The organism is Micromonospora globosa, assembly GCF_000717585.1.
Taxonomy (GTDB): Bacteria; Actinomycetota; Actinomycetes; order Mycobacteriales; family Micromonosporaceae; genus Micromonospora; species Micromonospora aurantiaca.
This window is the reverse complement of sequence record NZ_JNZR01000002.1, coordinates 157,250-173,900: the sequence shown is the minus strand read 5'-3', so window position 1 is coordinate 173,900 and position 16,651 is coordinate 157,250. Positions and strand designations below refer to the sequence as shown.

Below are 16,651 nucleotides of genomic sequence, written 5' to 3'. Positions count from 1 at the left end.
CGGAGGTCGCGCGGGACGACCGACGCCAGCAGCCGGGCCGGCCGTGCGCCGCGCCCGTTGGCGTCTCCCGCCGTCTCCAGACGGTGACAGCGAGGAGAGGTCATGACTGTCGTGCAGGAGAGTCCCCCGTCCGGAACCGGCGGGTCCGAGACCCGCCGGCCGGCGATGCGGGTACGCAAGCGGGACGGCGACACCGAGCCGGTGGACGTCGGCAAGATCGTCCGGGCGGTCGAGCGCTGGGTCGCCGACCTGGACGAGGTGGACCCGCTGCGGGTGGCCACGAAGACGATAAGCGGGCTCTACGACGGGGCGACCACCGCCGAGCTGGACCGGTTGTCGATCCAGACCGCGGCGGAGCTGATCGGCGAGGAGCCGCAGTACTCGAAGCTGGCGGCGCGGTTGCTCGCCGCGTACGTGGACAAGGAGGTCCGCGGACAGGGCGTGGCGAGCTTCAGCCAGTCGATCGCCTACGCGCACGGGCTGGGACTGATCGGCGACGAGACGGCCGGGTTCGTGGCCCGGCACGCCCGCAAGCTCGACGACGCCGTGGACCCGGACGGCGACCTGCGGTTCGAGTACTTCGGACTGCGCACGGTGGCCGACCGCTACCTGCTGCGGCACCCGCAGTCGCGGCTGGTGGTGGAGACGCCGCAGTACTGGCTGCTGCGGGTGGCCTGCGGGCTGTCCCGCACCCCGGGCGAGGCGGTCGGCTTCTACCGGCTGATGTCCAGCCTGGCGTACCTGCCCAGCTCCCCCACGCTGTTCAACTCCGGCACCCGGCACACCCAGATGTCGTCGTGCTTCCTGGTCGACTCGCCGCGCGACGAGCTGGACTCGATCTACGAGCGGTACCACCAGGTGGCGAAGCTGTCGAAGTTCTCCGGCGGCATCGGCATCTCCTGGTCGCGGGTACGCGGCCGGGGCGCGCTGATCCGGGGCACCAACGGGCGCTCCAACGGCATCGTGCCGTTCCTCAAGACGCTCGACGCCGGGGTGGCCGCGGTCAACCAGGGCGGCCGGCGCAAGGGCGCGGCCTGCGTCTACCTGGAGCCGTGGCACCCGGACGTGGAGGAGTTCCTGGAGCTGCGGGACAACACCGGCGAGGAGTCGCGGCGTACGCACAACCTCAACCTGGCCAACTGGATCCCGGACGAGTTCATGCGCCGGGTCGAGGCCGACGGCGAGTGGTCGCTGGTCGACCCGTCGGACGCCCCGGAGCTGCCCGACCTGTACGGCGAGGCGTTCGACGCCGCGTACCGGGCGGCGGAGAAGAACGCGGTCCGCACGGTCCGGGCGCGGGACCTGTACGGGCGGATGATGCGCACGCTCGCGCAGACCGGCAACGGCTGGATGACGTTCAAGGACGCCGCGAACCGGCTGTCCAACCAGACCGGCGAGCCGGGCAACGTGATCCACCTGTCCAACCTGTGCACCGAGATCCTGGAGGTCAACGACGACGCCGAGACGGCGGTGTGCAACCTCGGCTCGGTGAACCTCGGCGCCCACGTCACCGCCGACGGCGTGGACTGGGAGCGGCTGCGCGCCACGGTCCGCACCGCCGTGGTGTTCCTCGACCGGGTGATCGACATCAACTACTACCCGGCCGAGCAGGCGGCGGCGTCGAACCCGCGCTGGCGGCCGGTCGGGCTCGGGCTGATGGGGTTGCAGGACGCGTTCTTCACGCTGCGCCTGCCGTTCGACTCGGCGCAGGCCAAGGAGCTGTCCACCCGCGTGCAGGAGGAGATCCTGCTGACCGCGCTGGAGACCTCCGCCGGGCTGGCCGAGCGGTTCGGGCCGCATCCGGCGTACCCGCAGACCCGGGCCGCGAAGGGTGACCTGCACCCGGACCTGTGGGGCGCGGAGCCGGCGCAGGCCGGACGGTGGGCGGCGCTGCGCGAGCGGATCGCCGTCCACGGGCTGCGCAACTCACTGCTGGTGGCGATCGCGCCGACCGCCACCATCGCCTCCATCGCCGGCTGCTACGAGTGCGTGGAGCCGCAGGTGTCCAACCTGTTCAAGCGCGAGACCATGTCCGGGGAGTTCCTCCAGGTCAACACGTACCTGGTGCGGGAGCTGAAGGCGCGCGGCCTGTGGACACCGCAGGTCCGCGACCGGATCAAGCGGGCCGAGGGCTCGGTGCAGGACATCACCGAGCTGCCCGCGCCGGTGCGGGAGCTGTTCCGCACCGCCTGGGAGCTGCCGCAGCGGGCGCTGATCGACCTGGCCGCCGCGCGGGCGCCCTTCATCGACCAGTCCCAGTCGCTGAACCTGTTCCTGAGCGCGCCGACCATCGGCAAGCTGTCCTCGATGTACCTGTACGCCTGGAAGGCCGGGCTGAAGACCACCTACTACCTGCGTTCCCGTCCCGCCACCCGCATCCAGCAGGCCACCGTCGCGCCGGTGCTCGCCCCGGTCTCCGGCGTGGTCTCCGCCGTGAGCGACGACGAGGCGCTGGCCTGTTCCCTGGAGAACCCCGAGAGCTGCGAGGCATGCCAGTGACCACCACCGCACCGACCCGGCACATGCTGCTCGACCCCGGCATGGACCTGACCCTGCGGCCGATGCGCTACCCGCGCTTCTTCGACCGGTTCAAGGACGCGATCAAGAACACCTGGACGGTCGAGGAGGTGGACCTGCACTCGGACCTCGCCGACCTGGCGAAGCTGTCCCCGGCCGAGCGGCACCTGGTGTCGCGGCTGGTGGCGTTCTTCGCCACCGGCGACACCATCGTCGCCAACAACCTGGTGCTCAACCTCTACCAGCACGTCAACTCCCCGGAGGGCCGGCTCTACCTGTCCCGGCAGCTGTTCGAGGAGGCGGTGCACGTCCAGTTCTACCTGAACCTGCTCGACACGTACGTGCCGGACGAGAAGGAACGGTTCGCCGCGTTCGACGCGGTGGAGAACATCCCGTCGATCGCCCGCAAGGCCGAGTTCTGCTTCCGGTGGATCGACTCGATCTTCGAGCTGCGCGAGCTGCGGACCCGCGCGGACCGGCGGGCGTTCCTGCTCAACCTGATCTGCTTCGCCGCGTGCATCGAGGGCCTGTTCTTCTACGGCGCGTTCGCCTACGTCTACTTCCTGCGCTCCCGGGGACTGCTCAACGGGCTGGCCTCCGGCACCAACTGGGTGTTCCGGGACGAGTCGATGCACATGGCGTTCGCCTTCGACGTGGTGGAGACCGTACGCGCCGAGGAGCCGGACCTGTTCGACGACGAGATGGAGCGGCAGGTGAAGGAGATGCTGGCCGAGGCGGTGGAGTGCGAGGTGAGCTTCGCCGAGGACCTGCTGGGGCAGGGCGTGCCCGGGATGTCACTGGCCGACATGCGCGAATACCTCCAGCATGTGGCCGACCGGCGCCTCGCAGTGCTCGGCATCGCCCCCATGTACGGCAGCGGCAACCCGTTCGCGTTCATGGAGTTGCAGGACGTGCAGGAGCTGTCCAACTTCTTCGAGCGCCGGGTGTCGGCGTACCAGGTCGGGGTGACCGGCTCGGTCACATTCGACGACGACTTCTGAGCGCCGCCCCCGCCCCGGCCGTCACGGCCGGGGCGGGACCGGGCTCTCGCCGGGCAGCGCCGTCGCCCGGACCCGCCCGATCAGCGCCACCACGGCGACCGCCATCACGGCCACCACCACGAACGCGCTGCGCAGGTCCAGGGCGCCGGCGAGCAGGCCGATCACCGGCGCCGCGAGCAACGCGCCCGGCCACTGGCCCATCGCCACCACCGAGACGCCCTCACCCGAGGTGAGGCCGGGCTGCTCGCCGGCGAAGCCGAGCACCGTCGGGGTCACGCACGCCAGGCCGAAGCCGAGCAGTCCGAAGCCGGCCATCACCGCGACCGGATGGGGGTACGCCACCGGCAGCGCCACACCGGCGGTGGCGACGAGCGCGGACAGCCGGACGAAGCGGATCCGCCCGAACCGGCCGGCCAGCCGGTCGCCGAACAGCCGGGCGACGGTGGCGGCCAGCGACAGGCAGGTGTACGTGGCCGCGGCGAGCACCGCGGCAGCGCCCGCGACCTCGGTCGCGTACAGCGCGCTCCACTGTGCGCCGGCCATCTCGATGAACGAGGCGAGGAAAGCGATCACCGCAAGCAGCAGCAGCTGCGGGGTGAACCGGTCACGCAGCCGCCGCCGGTCCTCGCCGTCCTTCGTCTCCTGCCGGGGCGTATCAGGCAGCCAGCGGTGCGTACCGACCAGCAGCGCTCCCAGCAGGACGCTGGTGACAGCCATCTGCGCCGACGGGGACATCCCGATCGCCGCGGCGCCGGTGCCGCAGAGGCCACCGGCCAGCATGCCGATGCTGAAGCCGGCGTGGAAGGTGGACAGGATGGGTCGCCCGTAGCGCTTCTGCACCTCGACCGACTGGGCGTTCATCGGCGTGGCCAGCAGGTTCGCCGCGAAGCCCCAGACCGCCAGCCCGCCGACAAGCGCCACCACTGTGGTGGACGCGGCCAGCAGCGGCGCGTTGACCAGGATCAGCGCGGCCCCGGCCAGCGCCAGCCGGCGGGTGTTGATCCGGCTGATCAGCACCGCCACCACGACCAGGGAGACCAGTTCCCCGGCGTTCGTGGCGATGTTGGCCAGGCCCCAGCCGGTGTTGCCGACGCCTACCGCGTCCCGCACCTCCGGCACGCGGGCCGACCACCCGCCGATGGCCAGGCCCATGATGACGAAGAGCAGCGCCACCGACCAGCGGGCCCGTACGGCCGAGCGTGGCACCGGCGGCGCGGGCTGCTCCGTCGTGTGCTGGTTCGTCGAGGTGTCCGTCATGGTCGTCGTACCTCTCTCCGATCGGTCCGTCGGAACTCCTACCCGATCGCGTGGTCGAGGAAGCACGCACCGTCAGGAAGGTGTACCTCCGCGGGGGTGGTCCCGGGGTCGGTGACGAGTGCCGAGACCACCGCGACGTAGTCGTCGATGAGCCCGCGGACGAGGTCGTCGCCGAAGACACCCCGATTGCGGATCACCACGCCGCCGGCCCGGTCGTCGTCCACCACGACGATCGGTGAGCCCCGCTTGACCCAGACGGGCAGGCATTCGGGCGGCACGTCGGCGGCGACCACCGGCGGCGGTGTGCCGGGCGCGGGCCGGGCGGTGATGTCGACCGGCTCCACCCGCAGCCCCGGGCAGTGCAGCACCGGCGACGCCGACGCGGCGGACTGGAACCAGGCGTCGAACAGGTGGTTGTCCGGCCAGGGGCGGATCGCCGCGAAGTCGGGGCGGACCGCCCGGGCCAGCCGGTGGAACGCGGTGGCGTGCGCGACGGCCTCGGCCAGCGAGGCGTGCGCGGCGTCTACCACCGCGCTCATCGGCGCGTCCGCCGCGACCGCCACGGGCAGGTAGACGTTGTTGGTGAACTGGCCGACGAGTTGCCGCGACAGCGGGCTCTCCCGGCCCAGCGTGGTGGTGCCCAGCACCACCCGGGGCCGGCCGGCCCGCCGCGACAGCAGCACCAGGTAGGCGGCGAGCAACAGCACGTACGGACTGGTGCGGGCCCGCCGGGCGGCCGGGCGCAGCCGCGCGGTGACCTCGGACGGGAACGCGAAGCGGGTGGCCACCTCCGCGCTGAGCGCGACGTCCGGCGCCGGTGGCGACGCCGGGAACAGCTGGTACGGCTCCACCGGCCGCAGCCGGTCCCGCCAGTACGCGGCCCGGGCGGCGGCGTCGACGCCGTTCCCGGCCTGCTCCGCCTCCTGGAGCGCGGCGAGCGCGGTGTGGTCCACGCCCAGCGGCGGCTGCGGATCGGCCGCGCCGAGCCGGGCCGCGTACGCGTGGCACAGGTCCTCCACCACGACGCGGCACGACCAGCCGTCGGAGACCATGTGGAAGAAGCAGAGCGCGAGCACGTGCTCGGTCTCGGAGAGCCGGACCAGGGCGGCCCGCCACAGCGGCGCCCGGCCGGGGTCGAACTCGTCGTTGCGGTGCGCGTACGCGATCCGCTCGACGCGGACCTGCTGCTCGGCCGGCGGCAGGCCGGACAGATCGACGTGCTCCAGCGGCGACTCGACGTGCGGCAGGATCCGCACCTCGGGCTCCACGCCGATGCGGTCGAACCGCATCCGCAGCGCGTCGTGCCGGTCCACCACGTCCTGCATCGCCTGCCGCAGCACGTCGACCCGCAGGCTGCCCCGCAGCCGGCGGAACTCCACCACCACGAGCCGGGCGGCACCGGGACGGGCCGGGTCGAGCGCGGTCATGAACTCCCACATCATCTGCTGGCCGGGGGCCAGCGGAAACGTCGTCGGCACTGCGACTCCCCCCGTCAGGCCGCCACCGGCGGCGCGGCCACCGGCGGGACCGGTCGCCGGTCCACCTCGTCCGGCCGGCGGTCCGTCCCGTCCGGCTGGCAGTCCGTCCCGTCCGGCTGGTAGTCGGCCTCGTCCGGCGCGCGGAAGCCGGTGAAGAGCAGGTCGGGGCGGCCGAGCCGGAGCGAGGTGACGAACGCGGCCCCGTCGAACAGCGTCTCGATCGCCGCGCAGGCCATCGACTCGGCCACCGCGCGCGGTCCCCGGTCACCGCCGAGCCGGCCGGGTGTCTTCGCGGCGATCACGGCGGCCGCGACGGCCGGTACCGCGAGCAGACTGCGCCCCCCGCTGCGCCGGGCGGTGAGCAGCCCGGCCAGGGCGGTCACCGCGAGCGTGCTGGCGGTGTTGAGCACGAACCGGCGCCGGTGCGGGTGGGCGAGGCAGAGCCACTGCTCGGAGCGCCCGTAGGTGGTGAACCGGTAGGCGACCGCGCGGAACGTGTCGGCGACGCCGGTGTCGTGGGTGATCACCCCGCCCGGGTCGGTGAGCAGCGCGTAGCCGGCGTCGGTGAGCAGCAGCCCGAGGTGCAGGTCCTCCCCGCCCAGCGGCATCGGGGAGTCCTCCGGGAATCCGCCGACCGCCTCGAAGACGGAGCGCTTCAGGGCCATGTTCGCCCCGGCGCCCCAGGACACGCGCTCGTAGTGCAGCGGCCGGGTCAGGTCGCCGAGCAGCAGGTACGAGCGGCGCATCACGCGGAAGAACGCGCTGTCGCCGGGCTCGACGACCACCGGGCCGGTGACGCCGGCGACCTCCTCGCCGGAGGCGCGCAGCCGGGCCGCGTACCGGGTGATCAGATCGGCCGGCACCCGGCAGTCGGAGTCGGTGAACAGCAGCAGGTCGTAGCGGGCGTGCCGGACGCCCAGGTTCCGTTTGGCCCCGACGTGCCGGGGGCCGCGCACGTAGCGGGCGCCGTACTCGGCGCAGGCGGCGCGGTGCGCGGCGGCCGCGGCCGGCGCCGAGTCGTCGACGACCACCACCTCCACCGGCTCCGGGCAGTTCGGGGCGGCGTCGCGCAGGCTGCGGAGCTGGCGGCGCATCTCCGCCACCCGGTCCTTGACCGGGATGACGACGGAGACGCCACGCGCGACGGCGCGAGGTTCGGTCGGTTCGCCCACGGGCGATGCGGATCGGCTCATACCCCGAGGTTCGACCACCGGGATACAACACCGATACACGGCTCCGGCCGTCCCGGCTATCGCGTGTGTACCGCTGATGTATCGATGAGCATCAAGGTCGAAGACATGACGACCTCCATCCCTCTCGACCGGCGGCTCGCCGTGGACGGTGGCCGGCCGGTCCGCCCGCCCGACCGTCCATGGCCACGCTGGCCGATCCCCGCGCCGGACGCCGCCGGCAACCTCTCCGCGGTGCTGACCGGCGGCCGGTGGGCGATCAGCAGCCCGTCGGTCGGCGACGCCGTCCTGTTCGAGCGCCGCTTCGCGGCCGACTTCGCCCGCTACGTCGGCACCCGCCACTGCGTACCCGTCGACCACGGGTCGAGCGCCCTGGTGGTGGCCATGGAGTCACTCGGCCTCGGCTACGGCGAGACGGTGCTCGTACCGGCGCTGACCTGGACCGCCTCCGCAACCGCCGCGCTGCGCGCCGGCCTGGTCCCGGTGCTCGTCGACGTCGACCGTGACACCGGCTGCGTCGGGCCGGACGACCTCGACCTGTCGGTGGACCCGCGTGCCGTGGTCGCCGTGCACTGGGCCTCCAACATGGCCGACGTGCCGGCGCTCGACGCGGTCACGAGGCCGCGCGGCATCTCCGTCGTGGAGGACTGCGCGCAGGCCCACGGCGCCACCTGGCAGGGCCGTCAAGCCGGCTCGCTCGGCCGGATCGGCTGCTTCAGCTTCCAGCACGGCAAGGTACTCACCTGCGGTGAGGGCGGGGCCGTGGTCACCGACGACGACACGCTCGCGCCGGTGCTCCAGGAGCTGCGGGCCGACTCGCGCCGCTACCGCGGCGACCGGACGCCCCCGGGGGAACTGGACCTGGAGGAGAGCGCCGGTGTGCAGGGGGCCAACTTCTGCCTGGACGAGTTCTCCGCCGCAGTGGCCTGCGCGCAACTGACCACCCTGGACGAGCAGCACGAGGTACGCAACCACAACTACCGGCTGCTCGGCGAGCTGCTGGACGGCGTGGACGGCGTACGGCTGCTGCGACCCGCGGCGGGGCAGACGCGCATCTCGATCTACGAGGGCACGATCGTCTTCGACCAGTTCCCGGCCGGCATGGACAACGCCGCCGTGGCCGCCGCGCTCACCGCCGAGCTGAGCCGGCGGTTCTACTGCACCGACGAGCCGCTGCACCGCAGCCGGCTGCTCCAGCCGTGGACGAAGCCGCTGCTCGCGCCGCTGGCCGAACGCTTCGCGGCGATCCACCGGGAGCGCACGTACCCCAACACCGAGTGGCTCGCCGCCCACACCGTCCAGACACACCACAGCACCTTCCTCGGCGCCGAACAGGACATGGAGGACATCGCCGCCGCCGTCACCAAGGTGCTCACCCGCTGAACCGCGCCGTCCCGGCGCACCCAGAGAAGGAGTCTTCCCGTGACCGTCACCCAACGCGAGACCTCGCACGCCCCGACCCCGTCCCCCGACACGGACGCGCCCGTCGGCGTGTGGCTCAACGGCGCCCGCGGTTCGGTCGCCACCACCGCGATCACCGGTCTGCTGGCGCTGCGCGCCGGCATGGCCGACTCGACCGGCTGCGTCACCGACACCGGCATGCTGCGCGACGCGCCGCTGGCGAGCTGGAACGACCTGGTGGTCGGCGGGCACGACATCGTCGACACGCCGCTGGAGAAGAAGGCCGAGTCGCTCGTCGACTCCGGGGTCATCCCGGCGCCGGTGCTGGCCGCCGTGCGCGGCAGCCTGCCCGAGGTCGAGCAGAACCTGCGCACCGGTTACGACGCGCGTACCGAGACCGCACCGCTGGCCGAGGTGGTCGACCGGCTGGCCGGCGACATCGAGGAGTTCCGCAGCCGTTACGGGCTGTCCCGGGTCGTCGTCATCAACGTGTCCTCGACCGAGCCGCCGGCCGACCACCGGCCCGAGTACGACGACCTGGACGCGCTGACCCGCGCCATGGCCGACCCGGACGACAAGGCGCTGCCGGCCAGCTCGGTGGTCGCGTACGCGGCGTTCCAGGCCGGTTGCGGCTTCGTCGACTTCACCCCGTCCACCGGCGCCCGGCTGCCCGCGCTGGAGATGATGGCGCAGCGGGAGCGCGTGCCGTTCGCCGGCTCCGACGGCAAGACCGGGGAGACGCTGCTGCGTACCGCCCTGGCGCCGATGTTCACCAGCCGCGCCCTGCACGTGCTCTCCTGGGCCGGGGTGAACCTGCTCGGCGGCGGCGACGGCGCGACGCTGGAGGATCCGCGCAACGCGCGCAGCAAGCTCAGCTCGAAGTCGGGCGTGCTGCCCGCGCTGCTGGGTGAGGACGTCACCGCCCCGCTGCACATTGACAACGTGCCGGACCTGGGCGACCACAAGACCGCCTGGGACCACGTCTCGTTCGAGGGGTTCCTGGGCGTCCGGATGTCCATGCAGCTGACCTGGAGCGGGGTCGACTCCACGCTGGCCGCCCCGCTCGTGCTCGACCTGGCCCGGCTGACCGCCGCGGCGCACCGGGCCGGCCACGTCGGCCCGATCGAGGAGCTGGGGTTCTTCTTCAAGGACCCGATCGGCACCGACGAGCACGCGCTGGCCGAGCAGGCGCAGGCACTCGCCTCCTGGGCCAACGGTCTGGACGGCCGCGCCGGCAGCTGACCTTCGTACCGGCCGCCGGCGCGGCACCCTCCGCGCCGGCGGCCCCGCCCCACGTACCCGCATCGAGGAGTCCCCCATGTCCCACCACGTCCCGAACGCGCCGGACCGGCCGACCACGGATCCGGTGTGGACGCCGATCCTGACCGGCCTGCACGCGACCGCGCTGGACTGTCTCCAGACGAGCTTCGCCCTGCTGGCCGACCATGCGAACGGGTCCGGCAGCCACCTCGCCCTCGGCGCCCGGTACGGGTTCCGCACCCGGGACCAGGACGGCCTGGTCACAGTCGAGGCGACCTCGGACGACCGGGCCGCCGAGGCGGTCGACCTCCTGGGCCTGCGGGTCGAGGGCCGGTGGATGCAGCTCGACGGCCCGCAGGTGCGGCGGCTGTGCGCGCCCGGCCAGCCGCTCTACGTCACCGCCGACGCGTACGACCTGCCCTGGTGCCCCTACCACGAACACGAACACATGCGGCACAGCTTCCTCGTCACGGCCGCCGCGCCGGACGAGGTCACAGTGGTCGACGCGTACCACAACGACACCGCCTGGGGCCCCGCGCGCCCCGGCGTGTGGCGGCTGCCCGCCGCCGCGTTCGACACGGCGCTGGCCGGCGGCGCGCACACCCTGGCGGTGACGGCGCACCCGGCCCCGGAGATCGACGTGCCCGCCATGCTCGCCGGCAACGCCACCCGGGCCGGCCGGGCCCGCCCGGAGATCGACAACTACCTGACCCGCACCGGCGCCGCCCTGGACACCGTGGCCGGGCTGCACCGCTTCGTCCTCGACGTCTGGCTGCTGGCCCGCGCCCGCGACCTGCACGAACGCTGGCTCGCCGCGGTCGCGCCGGAGGCCGCCGCCGCGCTGGCCGGGCAGGCCGCGCGCTGGCAGCAACTCGCCACGCGCAGCTACGTGGCGCTGCGGCGGGCCCAGGCGGGCCGGCCGGCCGCGCCGGAACTGGCGGACGCGCTCGGCGAGCTGATCGCCGACCACCTGGCCGCGCTGGAGTCGATCGCCGGGCCGCCCGGCACGACCGGCGACGCCGCCGCGCCGCCCGCGCCGGAGCGGGCCGGTGACGACGGGGTACGGGCGGCGGTGCTCGGCGCGCTCGGCGACACCCTGGACCTGGACGGCTCGGCCCTGCGCACCACCGACGTGCTCCGGGAACTGCCCGGCTTCGACTCGTTCCGGCTGGTCGACGTCATCGACCGGGTCGAACGCCGGCTCGGCGTCGAGGTGCCGGCCACCGCGCTGTCAGCGGCCGACCTGCGCGACGTCGGCTCCCTGTGCGCCATGTTCGGCGCCGCCACCGGAGGTGCCCGATGAGTACCGAACTGCTGCACGACCTGCTGGACCGCACCGCCGGCGCGCGCCCCGACGCGCCCGCCGTCGGGGACGGGACCGTCGAGTTCACGTACCGTCAGGTGCGGGCCGACAGCCTGCGCCTGGCCGGCTGGCTGCGCGGGCAGGGCGTCCGGCGCGGCGACCGGGTGCTGGTGGCGCTGCCCGCCGACGCGGCCCTGCCGGCGCTGCTGTACGCGGTCGCCCGGGCCGGCGCGGTCTTCGTCGTCCTCCGGACGCCGGCCCCCGAGGTCGCCCTCGCCCACGTGCTCGACGACGCCGAGCCGGGCCTGGTCCTCACCGACGACCCGGTCCTGACCGGCCTGTCCCGCGCCCGCGGCGTCCCGGTGCGCGGCGCGGCCGAGGCGCGCCGCGCCGCGTCCGGCGTGGCCATCGGCGGCGCGCCCGCCGGTCCGGCCCCGCTCGCTGTCGACCCGGTCTGCCTGATCTACACCTCCGGCAGCACCGGCATGCCGAAGGCCGTGGTGTCCACGCACGCCCAGGTCACGTTCGCGGTCCGGGCGATCCAGTCGGAGCTGCGCTACCGGCCCGACGACGTGGTGCACGTCCTGCTGCCGCCGTCGTTCGACTACGGCCTCTACCAGATCTTCCTCAGCACCGTGGCCGGCGCCCGGCTGCGCCTCGGTGATCCCGGGGACACCGGTGGCCGCCTGCTGGCGACCCTCGTCGAGTCCGGCGCCACGGTGCTGCCCTGCGTACCGTCGCTCGCGATCAACCTGCTGCGGCTGCTCGGCCGGGCCGGCGCGCCGCGCCCGCCGCTGCGCCTGCTCACCAACACCGGCGCGGCCATGCCGCCGGAGGTGCTGGCCGGCCTGCGCCGGCTGCTGCCCGGCCTGAGCGTCCAGCTGATGTTCGGCCTCACCGAGTGCAAACGCGCGGCGATCATGCCGCCGGACGCCGACCTGCGCCGGCCCGGCGCCTGCGGGCGGGCGCTACCAGGCACCGAGATCTTCACAGTCGACGCCGCAGGGCGGCGTCAGCCACCGGGCGTCCGCGGCGAGCTGGTGGTACGCGGCCCGCACGTGATGGCCGGCTACTGGCGGCGGCCCGAACTGACAGCGCAGCGCTTCCGCCGCGCCCACGGGCTGTTCCCGCAGCTGCACACCGGCGACCACGGTCACGTGGACGCCGACGGGTACGTCCACTTCGCCGGCCGGCGCGACGACGTCTACAAGGAGAAGGGCACCCGGGTCAGCGCCACCGAGGTGGAGGCCGCCGCGTACCGGGTCGACGGCGTGGACGCGGCCGGGGTGCTGCCGCCGGCCGACGGCCGCGACGGCGCGACGCTGTTCGTGGTGGCCGAGCTGACCCCCGCCGACGTGCTGCGCCGGCTGCGGGAACAGCTGGAGGAGATGAAGGTGCCGGCGCGCTGCGTCGTGCTGCCCGACCTGCCGCTGACCGGCAACGGCAAGGTGGACCGGCGGGCGCTGGCCCGGCTGGCGGGTGAGCACCGTGGCTGACCTGCCCTTCGACACCCCCGCGTACCGCTACGACCTGGCCCGGGTACGCGCCAGCCACGCCACCCTGGTCGCCGCGCTGCCCGCACCCAGCCGGCTGTTCTACTCGCTCAAGGCCAACCCGCACCCGGCGCTGGTCGCGGCGCTGCACACCGCCGGCTGCGACGCCGAGATCTGCTCCCCGGGCGAACTCGCAGCGGCGCTGCGGGCCGGCGTTCCGGGCGACCGGATGCTCTACACCGGACCCGGCAAGCGCGACGCCGAGGTGGCCGGGGCGGTACGCGCCGGGGTCCGCTGGTTCTCCGTCGACTCGCCGGCCGGCCTCGACCAGGCCGACCGGATCGCCGCCGCGCACGGCGTCGAAGTGCACTGCCTGCTGCGCGTGAACGACCGGGTGCCCAACCCGGGCCAGGGGCTGACCATGACCGGCGTCGCGTCGCAGTTCGGCGCCGACGTCGACTGGATCGAGCAGGAACCGCAGCGGTTCCGCTCCCGCCCGTCGGCCCCGGTACGCGGATTCCACCTCTACACCGGCAGCAACGTCGACTCGGTGGACGCGCTGGTGGCCCAGTTCACCGCGGCGGCGCGTACCGCCCGGCGGCTGCGGGACCTGCTCGGCATCGACCTCACCCTGCTCGACCTCGGCGGCGGCTTCGGCGCGCCGTTCGCCCGGCCCGGCCACAACGCGGACCTGACCGGCCTCGCCGACCGGGTCGCCACGGCGCTGGACGACCTCTTCCCCGCCTGGCGCGACGGCACCCCCGAGGTGGCCTTCGAGTCGGGGCGGTTCCTCACCGCCACCGCCGGCACGCTGCTGACCCGCGTGCTGGACGTCAAGCGGTCGCAGGGCACGCCGGTGGTGGTGCTGGAGTCAGGCATCAACCACCTCGGCGGGATGTCCGGCCTGCGCCGGCTGCCGCCGCTCGTACCCGCCCTGCACGCCGCCGACGGCCGCGACGGCGCGCCGCTGGAGGCCGCGATCGTCGCCGGGCCGCTGTGCACGCCGCTGGACACCTGGGCCCGCGCCGCGAACCTGCCCGACGTACGGCCGGGCGACGTGCTCGCCGTGCCGAACGTCGGGGCGTACGGGCTCTCGGCGAGCCTGCTGGCCTTCCTCGGCCACCCCGCGCCGGTCGAGGTCGTCTGCGACGGCGACCGCGTCGTCGAGACGTCCCGGCTGACCCTGACGCGGCACCCGGTCGACGCGCCGGGCGCCACTGCCGAACCCCGAGAAGAAAGGTGACGTCATGAACGCCGAATTCACCGAACTGCTCCGCCCGTTCCTCAAGTTCGCCGGGCCGGACGAGATCACCGAGGACGCCCGCCTGCGCGACCTCGGCCTGGACTCCATGCGCGAGATCGAGCTGCTGTTCGCCATCGAGGACACGTTCGGGGTCGCCGTGCCCGACGACAAGCTCGTCGACTCCACCTTCGCCACCGCCGGTGGACTGTGGAGCGTGGTCGAGGAGCTGCGCACCCCGGTCGGCGGTGGTTCCCGATGACCGCGGCCGCCGGGTACGCCCCGGCCGTCGAGACCGTCGCCGACATCGCGGCGGAGCACGCCCGCCAGTCCGATGAGAACGCCGCCTTCCCCACCGAGGCGCTGACCGCCATGCGCCGTACCGGGCTGCTGGGGCTGCTGGTCCCGGCCGCCGAGGGCGGCGCCGGCGGGACACTGCCGGACCTGGTCGACGTCACACTGGCGCTGGGCCGGGTGGACATGTCGGTGGCGATGGTCTTCGCCATGCACTGCCAGCAGGTCGCCGCGATCACCGCGTACGGCGGGGAGAAGCTGCGTGCCGAGGTGCTGCCGGCGGTGGCCCGGGGCGAGCGGTATCTCGGCTCGGTCACCACCGAGGCCGGCAAGGGCGGCCACCTGCTGACCTCCGAGTCGGCGCTGGAGCACGACGGCGAGATGCTGCGGATCGACCGTCAGGCCCCGATCGTGACAGGCGGCCCGTACGCGGACGCCTTCCTCATCACCACCCGCGCGCCGGGCGCCGGCTCCGCCGCCCAGGTGGACCTGGTCTACGCCGACCGGGAGCAGGTGGAGATCGAGGTGACCGGCGGGTGGCGCCCGCTGGGCATGCGGGCCACGCACAGCGTCCCGATGCGGCTGCGCGGCGCGGTGCCGCAGTGGCAGGTCATCGGCGAGCACGGCGGGTTCCGGGAGATCGCCACCCGGGTCTTCGCGCCGCTGGCCCACGTGGGCTGGTCGGCGGCCTGGATCGGGGCGGCGGCCGGGGCGTACGGCCGGGTGCTGCGGCACGCCCGCAGCGAGGCGGGACGGCGGCAGTTCGCCCCCTCCTCCGAGCTGGTGCTGCTCCGGCTGGCCGGCATCCGCGCCCGGCTGGACGCGGCGCACGCGCTGCTGCGGCACACCGTCTCGGTGGTCACCGACGCGCCGGACATGTCGGCGGCGCCGGTGCAACTGCTGCTCAACACGTTGAAGATCCGGGCGGCCGAGGAGTCCTTCGCCGCCGCCGACGAGCTGGTCGAGCTGACGGGCCTGCGCCACGGCTACCTGACCGACTCGCCGCTGACGCTGGAGCGCACCTTCCGGGATCTGCGCTCGGCCTCGCTGAACTACGCCAACGACCGGCTGCGCCTGGCCAACGGGGCGCTGTCGCTGCGCGACCCGGGGGTGCGTCTTGCCTGAGCCGACGCCCGCCGGGGACGACGCCGCGGTGCGGGCGGCCCTGTCCGGGGTGGACCCCACCGACTCCGGCGCCGTGTGGCGCGCGCTGGGCGTCGCCGGGATCATCGAGGCGCTCTACCCGGACGGCGTCCAGCCGGACCCCCGGCGGCTGTCGGCGCTGCTCACCGAGCTGGACGCCCGGTGCCCGCTCGGCGTGACGCTGTCGGTCTGCGTCCAGGTCGCCACAGTGCTGCCGCTGCTGGCCGGCGCGACCGGCCCGGCGGAGACCGCGCGACGCGGGATGCTGCGCGGCGAGACGGTGGTGGCGCTGGCCGTCACCGACGCCGCCGGGTCGGGCTCGGACCTGCTCGACGCCACGACCGGGGTGAAGCCCGGCGACGACGGCGCCGTCCTGGACGGCGGCAAGGACTGGATCACCAACGCGACGAGCTGCGATGCGGCGCTGGTGCTGGCCCGGCACCGCGAGGCGCGGCACTTCACCAGCTTCTGCTGGGTGCTGGTGCCCGCCGCCGCGCCCGGCGTGACTGCCGAGTCCGCCGGCCGGGCGTTCGCCGGGTCCGGCGCGGGCCACCTGCGCTTCGCCGGCGTCGCGCTCGACCCGGACGCCGTGCTGGGCCGCCCCGGCCGGGCGCTGGCCGGGTTCGCCCGGCAGGTCGGCGTCGAACGGGTCGCCGGAGCGCTGTGGGCCCGGGCGATGTGCCACCGGATGCTTGCCGGCCTGCACGACTGGCTGCGGCGGCGGCCGGCCGGGACGGGCACGCTGTGGGACCGCCCGGCGGTCCGCGAGCGGTACGCCCGGTGCCTGGTCGCCACGCACCAGCTCGACGCGCTGTGCGCGCCGCTGCTGGACGCGCCGGCGGCCGTCCCGTCCGCGGTCACCGGGATGCTGCTCAAGGTCAGCGCCGCCGAGACCGTGGACCGGGTCGCCGCCGAGGCGGTGCGCCTGCGCGGCGCGGACGCGTTCCGCGACGGCGGGGAGGCGCAGCTGCGCACCGAGGCGGCCATGTTCGGCATCGCCGGTGGCGCCACCGGCGCGATGCTCGCCGGCATCGCCGACCACGCCGACGAGCTGGTGGGCGCGGTGACCTGAGC

Annotated in this window: 13 protein-coding genes; 10 read left to right on the top strand and 3 right to left on the bottom strand. The window is 74.2% G+C overall.

The window, feature by feature from the left end:
- Positions 1-102: 102 nt before the first annotated feature.
- On the top strand, positions 103-2,499 hold the full coding sequence (locus IF06_RS0103285) for a ribonucleoside-diphosphate reductase subunit alpha (RefSeq protein WP_013285789.1): 2,397 nt from the start codon (positions 103-105) through the stop codon (positions 2,497-2,499).
- Complete coding sequence (locus IF06_RS0103280) at positions 2,490-3,518, top strand: ribonucleotide-diphosphate reductase subunit beta (protein ID WP_013285788.1); 1,029 nt, start codon at positions 2,490-2,492, stop codon at positions 3,516-3,518. The genes IF06_RS0103285 and IF06_RS0103280 overlap by 10 nt, the downstream gene beginning before the upstream one ends.
- 21 nt (positions 3,519-3,539) lie before the next feature.
- Here IF06_RS0103280 and IF06_RS0103275 read toward each other — a convergent pair whose 3' ends face one another.
- The 3 genes from IF06_RS0103275 to IF06_RS0103265 are packed head-to-tail and all read right to left on the bottom strand — an operon-like array spanning position 3,540 to position 7,446.
- Complete coding sequence (locus tag IF06_RS0103275) at positions 3,540-4,775, bottom strand: MFS transporter (RefSeq protein WP_030268872.1); 1,236 nt, start codon at positions 4,773-4,775, stop codon at positions 3,540-3,542.
- 38 nt (positions 4,776-4,813) lie between these two features.
- Positions 4,814-6,253 (bottom strand): condensation domain-containing protein, encoded by a 1,440-nt coding sequence (locus IF06_RS0103270; RefSeq protein ID WP_030268870.1) that lies wholly within the window; start codon positions 6,251-6,253, stop codon positions 4,814-4,816.
- Positions 6,254-6,267: 14 nt separating this feature from the next.
- Entirely contained in the window at positions 6,268-7,446 is a 1,179-nt protein-coding gene (locus IF06_RS0103265; protein WP_030268867.1) for a glycosyltransferase, read from the bottom strand.
- A 105-nt stretch (positions 7,447-7,551) separates the two neighbouring features.
- Here IF06_RS0103265 and IF06_RS0103260 point away from each other — a divergent pair, with 105 nt between their 5' ends.
- From IF06_RS0103260 to IF06_RS0103225, 8 genes are all read left to right on the top strand, one after another.
- Complete coding sequence (locus IF06_RS0103260) at positions 7,552-8,826, top strand: DegT/DnrJ/EryC1/StrS family aminotransferase (protein ID WP_232236609.1); 1,275 nt, start codon at positions 7,552-7,554, stop codon at positions 8,824-8,826.
- A gap of 39 nt (positions 8,827-8,865) precedes the next feature.
- Entirely contained in the window at positions 8,866-10,086 is a 1,221-nt protein-coding gene (locus tag IF06_RS0103255; protein ID WP_013285783.1) for an inositol-3-phosphate synthase, read from the top strand.
- A gap of 76 nt (positions 10,087-10,162) precedes the next feature.
- Entirely contained in the window at positions 10,163-11,407 is a 1,245-nt protein-coding gene (locus IF06_RS0103250; RefSeq protein WP_030268862.1) for an acyl carrier protein, read from the top strand.
- Positions 11,404-12,903: a class I adenylate-forming enzyme family protein gene (locus IF06_RS0103245; RefSeq protein ID WP_013285781.1), complete on the top strand. Its 1,500-nt coding sequence runs from the start codon at positions 11,404-11,406 to the stop codon at positions 12,901-12,903. The genes IF06_RS0103250 and IF06_RS0103245 overlap by 4 nt, the downstream gene beginning before the upstream one ends.
- Entirely contained in the window at positions 12,896-14,143 is a 1,248-nt protein-coding gene (locus IF06_RS0103240; protein ID WP_013285780.1) for a decarboxylase, read from the top strand. Before IF06_RS0103245 ends, IF06_RS0103240 begins: the two co-directional genes overlap by 8 nt.
- 4 nt (positions 14,144-14,147) lie before the next feature.
- On the top strand, positions 14,148-14,402 hold the full coding sequence (locus IF06_RS0103235) for a phosphopantetheine-binding protein (protein ID WP_013285779.1): 255 nt from the start codon (positions 14,148-14,150) through the stop codon (positions 14,400-14,402).
- The gene (locus tag IF06_RS0103230; protein WP_030268858.1) at positions 14,399-15,559 is read left to right on the top strand and encodes an acyl-CoA dehydrogenase family protein; all 1,161 of its coding nucleotides are present in this window, start codon (positions 14,399-14,401) and stop codon (positions 15,557-15,559) included. The genes IF06_RS0103235 and IF06_RS0103230 overlap by 4 nt, the downstream gene beginning before the upstream one ends.
- The gene (locus IF06_RS0103225; RefSeq protein ID WP_030268853.1) at positions 15,552-16,649 is read left to right on the top strand and encodes an acyl-CoA dehydrogenase family protein; all 1,098 of its coding nucleotides are present in this window, start codon (positions 15,552-15,554) and stop codon (positions 16,647-16,649) included. Before IF06_RS0103230 ends, IF06_RS0103225 begins: the two co-directional genes overlap by 8 nt.
- Positions 16,650-16,651 lie beyond the last annotated feature (2 nt).

Coding starts and splice junctions, on each gene's coding strand:
- IF06_RS0103285 (WP_013285789.1), top strand. CDS start 103: ATGACTGTCGTGCAGGAGAGTCCCCCGTCCGGAACCGGCGGGTCCGAG.
- IF06_RS0103280 (WP_013285788.1), top strand. CDS start 2,490: ATGCCAGTGACCACCACCGCACCGACCCGGCACATGCTGCTCGACCCC.
- IF06_RS0103275 (WP_030268872.1), bottom strand. CDS start 4,775: ATGACGGACACCTCGACGAACCAGCACACGACGGAGCAGCCCGCGCCG.
- IF06_RS0103265 (WP_030268867.1), bottom strand. CDS start 7,446: ATGAGCCGATCCGCATCGCCCGTGGGCGAACCGACCGAACCTCGCGCC.
- IF06_RS0103260 (WP_232236609.1), top strand. CDS start 7,552: ATGACGACCTCCATCCCTCTCGACCGGCGGCTCGCCGTGGACGGTGGC.
- IF06_RS0103250 (WP_030268862.1), top strand. CDS start 10,163: ATGTCCCACCACGTCCCGAACGCGCCGGACCGGCCGACCACGGATCCG.
- IF06_RS0103245 (WP_013285781.1), top strand. CDS start 11,404: ATGAGTACCGAACTGCTGCACGACCTGCTGGACCGCACCGCCGGCGCG.
- IF06_RS0103235 (WP_013285779.1), top strand. CDS start 14,148: ATGAACGCCGAATTCACCGAACTGCTCCGCCCGTTCCTCAAGTTCGCC.
- IF06_RS0103230 (WP_030268858.1), top strand. CDS start 14,399: ATGACCGCGGCCGCCGGGTACGCCCCGGCCGTCGAGACCGTCGCCGAC.